The organism is Pseudomonas sp. BIGb0176 (genome assembly GCF_024810175.1).
Classification (GTDB): domain Bacteria; phylum Pseudomonadota; class Gammaproteobacteria; order Pseudomonadales; family Pseudomonadaceae; genus Aquipseudomonas; species Aquipseudomonas protegens.
Genome location: NZ_JANUEC010000010.1, coordinates 1 through 1,055 on the forward strand (window position 1 = coordinate 1; position 1,055 = coordinate 1,055).

General features: G+C 60.2%; 1 protein-coding gene. It reads right to left on the minus strand.

What is annotated here, in order from left to right:
- Window positions 1-935: immunoglobulin-like domain-containing protein (locus M2395_RS31665; protein WP_310506694.1), on the minus strand; the 935-nt coding region annotated here is incomplete at its 3' end.
- Between the last annotated feature and the right edge of the window lie 120 nt (window positions 936-1,055).

A 1,055-nucleotide genomic window follows, 5' to 3' on the forward strand; every position in this document is an offset into this window, starting at 1 on the left:
GTGGCGGTGTAGACGATGGAACCGCCCTCGGCCACGGACTCAGTAGCCGAGAGGCTCAGAGTGGTGGTGTCCGGGGTATCGGTGACGGAGGTTTCAGCGGGCTTGTCGCTGACTTCCAGTTTTTCGTAGTTGCCACCGTCGGCTTTGGTAATGGTCGTGCTGAGCGAACTGCCCCCAGCCAGAGCGTCGTTTGGCGCGGTGAAGTTGACGCTGGCGGACGACTCGCCCACCGGAATGGTGATGATCTGTCCGTTGGACAGAGTGACCACGACCGGCGAGCCGGTTACTGGCGCGGTCACCGACGCGGTGTAAACAACAATGCCACCCTCAGCCACGCTTGGAGTTGCGGTCAGACTGACAGTCGACGTATCGATCGTGTCAGTGACATCAGTCACCGCCGGGGCTGGATTGGTCTCCAGGTTCTCGAAGTTACCGCCTTCGGCCTTGGTAATGGTGGCTTCGACTTTACCGGCGTCTTTGTACACATCGTCAGCCGGAGCGGCGACGGTGGCAGTACCGGAAGTGGCACCGGCGGCGATGGTGATTACCGCGCCATTGCTCAGGGTCACAGTGACCGGAGTGCCAGCTGCATTGGTCAATGTGGCGGTGTAGACGATGGAGCCGCCTTCGGCCACGGACTCAGTAGCCGAGAGGCTCAGAGTTGTAGTGTCAGGAGTATCGGTGACCGAGGTTTCAGCCGGCTTGTCGCTGACTTCCAGTTTTTCGTAGTTGCCACCGTCGGCTTTGGTAATGGTCGTGCTGAGCGAACTGCCCCCAGCCAGAGCGTCGTTTGGCGCGGTGAAGTTGACGCTGGCGGACGACTCACCCACTGGAATGGTGATGGTCTGACCGTTGGACAGAGTCACCACGACCGGGGAACCAGTCACGGGAGCGGTGACCGACGCGGTGTAAACAACAATGCCACCCTCAGCCACGCTTGGTGTTGCGGTCAGGCTGACCGTCGAAGTATCGATGGTATCGGTAACATCGGTGACGGCTGGAGCCGGGTTGGTCTCCAGGTTCTCGAAGTTGCCACCCTCGGCTTTGGTAATAGT